The organism is Rhodococcus sp. NPDC003348, assembly GCF_053589375.1.
This window is the reverse complement of sequence record NZ_JBSFRT010000086.1, coordinates 1-5144: the sequence shown is the minus strand read 5'-3', so window position 1 is coordinate 5144 and position 5144 is coordinate 1. Positions and strand designations below refer to the sequence as shown.

The 5144-nt window shown below is 66.4% G+C and carries 5 protein-coding genes; all 5 read right to left on the bottom strand.

Going from position 1 to position 5144, the window contains the following annotated elements; genetic code table 11:
- Nucleotides 1-69 precede the first annotated feature (69 nt).
- Nucleotides 70-1131, bottom strand: coding sequence for a DUF1214 domain-containing protein (locus ACWDU4_RS28150; protein WP_450117250.1), 1062 nt, complete (start codon nucleotides 1129-1131; stop codon nucleotides 70-72).
- A gap of 25 nt (nucleotides 1132-1156) precedes the next feature.
- Nucleotides 1157-2299 carry a sulfotransferase family protein gene (locus ACWDU4_RS28145; RefSeq protein WP_450117249.1) on the bottom strand — a complete coding sequence of 381 codons (1143 nt, stop codon included), beginning with the start codon at nucleotides 2297-2299 and terminating at the stop codon, nucleotides 1157-1159.
- Between the two features lie 25 nt (nucleotides 2300-2324).
- On the bottom strand, nucleotides 2325-3131 hold the full coding sequence (locus ACWDU4_RS28140) for an SDR family oxidoreductase (protein ID WP_450117248.1): 807 nt from the start codon (nucleotides 3129-3131) through the stop codon (nucleotides 2325-2327).
- Nucleotides 3128-3487 (bottom strand): nuclear transport factor 2 family protein, encoded by a 360-nt coding sequence (locus ACWDU4_RS28135; protein WP_450117247.1) that lies wholly within the window; start codon nucleotides 3485-3487, stop codon nucleotides 3128-3130. Before ACWDU4_RS28135 ends, ACWDU4_RS28140 begins: the two co-directional genes overlap by 4 nt.
- A gap of 40 nt (nucleotides 3488-3527) precedes the next feature.
- A partial coding sequence (gene cysC / locus ACWDU4_RS28130) for an adenylyl-sulfate kinase (protein WP_450117246.1) occupies nucleotides 3528-5144 on the bottom strand: 1617 nt, incomplete at its 5' end.

Below are 5144 nucleotides of genomic sequence, written 5' to 3'. Positions count from 1 at the left end.
TGTGCGAGCTCGCACAGGTCGCGGGCGTCGATCATCGCCGCGGCGAGTGACCACTTCATCGCGCCGACCTCACAGCTTCACGACCTTCGACGTCGGGATCGGGTGCGAGTCCGCCTTGATCCAGCGCATCGCCCAGGTGCCCTCGGCGTGGCCGTCGGTGTTGATCCAGTTGCCGTAGCCCGGATCCTTGGCCGCCACCACGATGGTCAGCGTCCCGTCGTCGTTGAGCTTGGCGGTGTGGTTGTTGATGTAGATGTTCGTCCGGTTGTAGTCGAGCGACTCGACCCAGAAGTTCTGCAGCACGAAGTTGAAGTACTCGCAGTTCGGGACCTCGGTCTCGATGACCCATGCCTCGTCCTCGGCGAGCTTCCAGTAGCCGTGGAAGTAGAAGATCGTCGGATCGCCGCCGGCCTTCTGGAACTGCTCCTGCCCGCGGTCGAAGATCTCGTTGGGTTGCGGCATGAAGTCACGCGACCACTCGAGGAACGTGGCGGCCGAGCCCTTCAGCATGCCGATCGCCCGGTCCAGCCGCTGGCCCAGCTCGTCCTCGGTCAGCGGAACGAATTCGCCGTCGGGGTTCAGGCACTCGATGGACAGCTCGCCGGGCACCTCGGCACGCCGGTTCGCATAGGTCTGCCGCACGGAGATGAGGTTGCTGTCCGGTGCGAGCGGCAGCCACGCACCCTCGGCGGGCTCGTCCACGCTCGCGATGAACTCGAAGCGTCCGTTCTCGTCGACCTCGAGGTCGTGGATGTGCAGGTCACCGGTCTGCAGCATAGTGCCGTCGATGTGATAGCGGTTGACGCGGGAACCGAAGGTGATCAGCGGGACCGTGCCCCGGGTTCCAGTGATCCGGTACGTGTACTGCCCGGAGATGTTGGCGCGCATGTAGATGTTGTCCGGGTTGTCGGCGCCGATCTTGGTCATCATGTTCGGGTTCGGCGCGGACGTGAACTGCGGCCACCGCGGGTCGGTGTACTCGACGCAGTTGATCGTCGAGTAGCGCAGCAGGCGTGACAGGTAGCGCACGCCTTCGGCCTGTGTGAGCTCGTCCTGCGGGACGATCGGGTCCGACAGGATGTTCCCGACCTCGAGCAGGTCGGTGCAGAACTTTTCCCAGGTGGCGTTCATTGTGAATTCCTATCCAGGTGAGGGGTCAGACGGCGGCGAACTTGGCGTCGACCTCGGCCGCGGTGATGCCGAAGTCTTCGAGCGAGTACTTGTGCGACGGACGACGGTGGTCGGCGAGGCTGGCCTCGTGGGCAGCGCCGACCGCGCGGCGCGCCTCGTCGGAGAACGGCAGGGAGAACCGGTCGTAAACCGTCTCGGCCGTCCCGATCGGGTCGGCCACGAAGTCCCGGTAGTCGATGTCGATGAACTGCTCCGGATTGTGGCGGGCCCGGGCCTCCTGGAAGTTCGCGTTCCCGCGCGCCCACAGGTCCAACTGGGTCCGTCCGATGGTCTTGCGGTCGAAGGCCTTCGACATGTCGTGCCCGCCCTGCTCGGCCAGGCTGAAGGTCGACGCCATCGAGGTGTGCGGGTCGCGGAAGGTCCGGACGAACAGCGCGTCCGGAAAGACCTTCATGATGTCGTCGATCGCGAAGACGTGGCTCGGGCTCTTCAGAACCCAGCGGCGATCACGATCGTTCATACCGATCAGCTGCAGGTTCTTCTTGTACCGGGCGTAGGTGTCGGTCCAGTCCTGCTTCGCCAGCCACTCCGTGTACGACGGCACGTACGCCACGGTGTCGAACGAGGTCGACAGCAGCGTCTGCTGGAGCAGTCGCCAACACTCCTCGACCTCCTCGGCGCCCATGAAGTGCACCTTCATCAGGTCCGCCTCATTCTGCTGGCGAGCACGGTAGAAGGCGTCGGCGCGGAGGAAATCGGGGTTCGCGGACCACGTCTCACGGGCGGGACGGGGCTGCGGCGCCTCGGCCAGCCACATCTCGACACCCTGGTTGGCAGGGTCGGCGCTGAGCAGGCGATGCAGCGCGGTGGTGCCCGTGCGGGTCAGTCCGCACATGAAGATCGGCCGCTCGATCGGAACGTCGACATGCTCGGGGTGCCGCGCGAACGCAGCCTCGCTGATCAGCCGGCCCCGGAGCGCGGACAGGATCATCTTGCGGGCGATCACCTTTCCGTGCGGGGTGAGGTCGGCTTCCCGCTCGAACGAGTCGAGCAGCACCGTCAGGCCCTTTAGGTACTCGTCGCTGCCGAAGTCGCCGAGGCCGGTCTCCTTGCGCGCCTGCGCGTGCAGGTCCTCGATGGAACCGATTCCGTCGTAATCCTGAGTCATTTCCTACATCCTTGCGAAAGGTGGATCAGTGATGTGCGTGGCCGCAGTTGACGTCCAGGCACTGCCCGGTGATCGCGCGGGCGAGGTCGGAGGCCAGGAAGATCACCGCGTTCGCGATGTCGTCGGGTTCCGGCAGCCGGCGCAGGTCGGTGTCTGCCGCGATCTCGGCGTAGACCTCGGCCGGGTCGACGCCGCGCTGCTCTGCCTGCTTCTGGACCATCGCCTTGACCCGGTGCGCCCAGATATATCCGGGTGCAACGGAGTTCACTCGGACACCCATCGGGCCCAGCTCCACCGAGAGACTGCGGGCGAGCGCGAGCAGCCCGGCCTTCTGCACCCGGTAGGCACCGAAGTTCGGCAGCTGGTTGCGCAGCACCATCGAGTTGATCACCACGATCGACCCCTCGGACTTCTCCAGTGCGGGAGCGAGTTTGCGGGTCAGGTTGAGTGCGGCCAGCAGGTTGATGTCAAGGCCCTGCCGGACTGACTCGAACTCGGCGTCGAGCAGCCGCTCGTGCGGCGGCTGCACGAAAGCGTTGTGCACCACCGTGTCGACCGCTCCGAACTCGGCCAGCGCCGCATCGGCGAGATTCGTGACCGACGCGTCGTCGGTGAGGTCCGTCGGCACGGACAGCGCGGTACCGCCGAGTTCCCGGATCTCGTCGGCGACCTCCGTCAGCCGGGACTCGGTCCGCGCGGCCAGGACGACCCGGGCACCGGCGAGCGCGCTGCGCACGGCGACCGAGCGTCCCAACCCCTCACCGACACCCGAGACGACCACGACCTTGCCGTCGAGCATCGCCGGCATCACCGGCTGCAACCCCAAGGTCATACCTGCGCCTTGGGGTCCAGAACGACGCTCAGCGAGACGATCTTCCCGTCCTCACCGAATTCGAACAGGTCGGTGGACAGGAAGTCGGGCATGCCCTCGCGCTGCACGCGGAGCTGCATCGCCGCGAACCGGCCGGTGACGGTGATCGGCGAGTACCGGCTCACCGTGAACGCCACCTTCGCGTTCTCGGTGCCGAAGGCCCGGATCTCGTCGACACCGGTGTAGGTCCGCATGCCCAGCGGCTCGTGCTGGACCGCGTCCGCCGCGAACAGCGACACCAGCTGATCAACGTCGTGATCGCCGAGATGCTTGACGTACGAATCGATCACCGAACAGATTTCGTCTCGGGTGGGCACAGGGAACGCTCCTCGGGTGTGGTTGGTGAATCGGGCTGGATCAGGCGATGACGCCGCGGCTGCGGAGCTTCTCGACAATCTGAACTGCGGCCTCCGCGGGAGTCGTCACGGTCGTGTCGACTCGCAGCTCGGGGTTCTCCGGCGACTCGTACGGGGAATCGATGCCGGTGAAGTTCGTCAGGTCGCCCCGCCGCGCCTTCTTGTACAGCCCCTTCGGATCCCGCGACTCGGCGACGTCGATCGGGGTGTCGACGAACACCTCGCAGAAGCGGTCCTCGCCGATCAGCTCGCGGGCCGCGTCCCGCTCGGCCCGGAACGGGGAGATGAACGACGCCAGCACGACCAGCCCGGCATCGGCCATCAGCCGGGCGACCTCGGTGACCCGCCGAATGTTCTCCACCCGGTCGGCCTCGGTGAACCCGAGGTCCCGGTTCAGACCGTGCCGTACGTTGTCGCCGTCGAGCAGGTAGGTGTGGCAGCCGCTTGCGTGCAGTTGCCGCTCGAGCTCGTTCGCGATGGTCGACTTGCCGGACCCGGACAGACCCGTGAACCACAGCACCTGCGGCCGGTGACCGTTCAGGACCGCCCGGGACTCGGCGTTCACATCCACGGCCTGCCAGTGGATGTTGTCCGACCGGCGCAGCGAGTGCGCGATCATGCCCGCACCGACCGTGGTGTTGGTCAGCCGGTCGATCAGGATGAACCCGCCCGTGTCCCGGTTGTCGGCGTAGGCGTCGAACGGCACCGGACGGTCGAAGCTGATGTTGCACACGCCGATCTCGTTGAGGGCGAGGGTGTTCGTCGCCGTCTGCTCGAGCGTGTTGACGTTGATCTTGTACTTCGGCTTGGTGATCCGGGCCTGCACCGTCATCGTGCCGATCTGGCAGACGTACGGGCGCTCGGGCAGCATGTCGTGCTCGCCCATCCACACCAGCTGCGCCTCGAACTGGTCGGCGACCCCCGGCAGGGCGTCAGCGACTGCGAGAACGTCACCGCGGCTGATGTCGATCTCGTCGGCGAGGGTGATCGTGACCGACTGGCCCGCGACGCCCTCGTCGAGGTCGCCGTCCATCGTGACGATCCGCGCAACAGTGGACTCCGTCCCGCTGGGCAGCACCCGGACGCGGTCGCCCGGGCGCACCGCGCCGCCGACGATCTGCCCGGAGAATCCGCGGAAGTCGAGGTCGGGGCGGTTCACCCACTGCACGGGCATCCGGAACGGTCCGGCGCGGAGGTCGTCGTCGATGTCGACCGTCTCCAGGTGCTCGATCAGCGACGGACCGTGATACCAGGGCGTGTTCGGGCTGCGCTCGGTGAGGTTGTCACCCATGTACGCGGACATCGGAATCGGCACCACACTCGCCAACCCGATCTCCGCCGCGAAACCCGTGTACTCGTCGACGATCTGCTCGAACACCTCCTGCGAGTAGTCGACGAGGTCGAGCTTGTTCACCGCGAGCACCACGTGCCGGATGCCGAGCAGCGAGACCAGATACGAGTGCCGGCGGGTCTGCGTGAGCACACCCTTGCGGGCGTCGATCAGGATCACCGCGAGGTCGGCCGTCGACGCGCCGGTGACCATGTTGCGGGTGTACTGCTCGTGGCCCGGGGTGTCGGCGACGACGAACTTGCGCCGCTCGGTGGTGAAGTAGCGGTA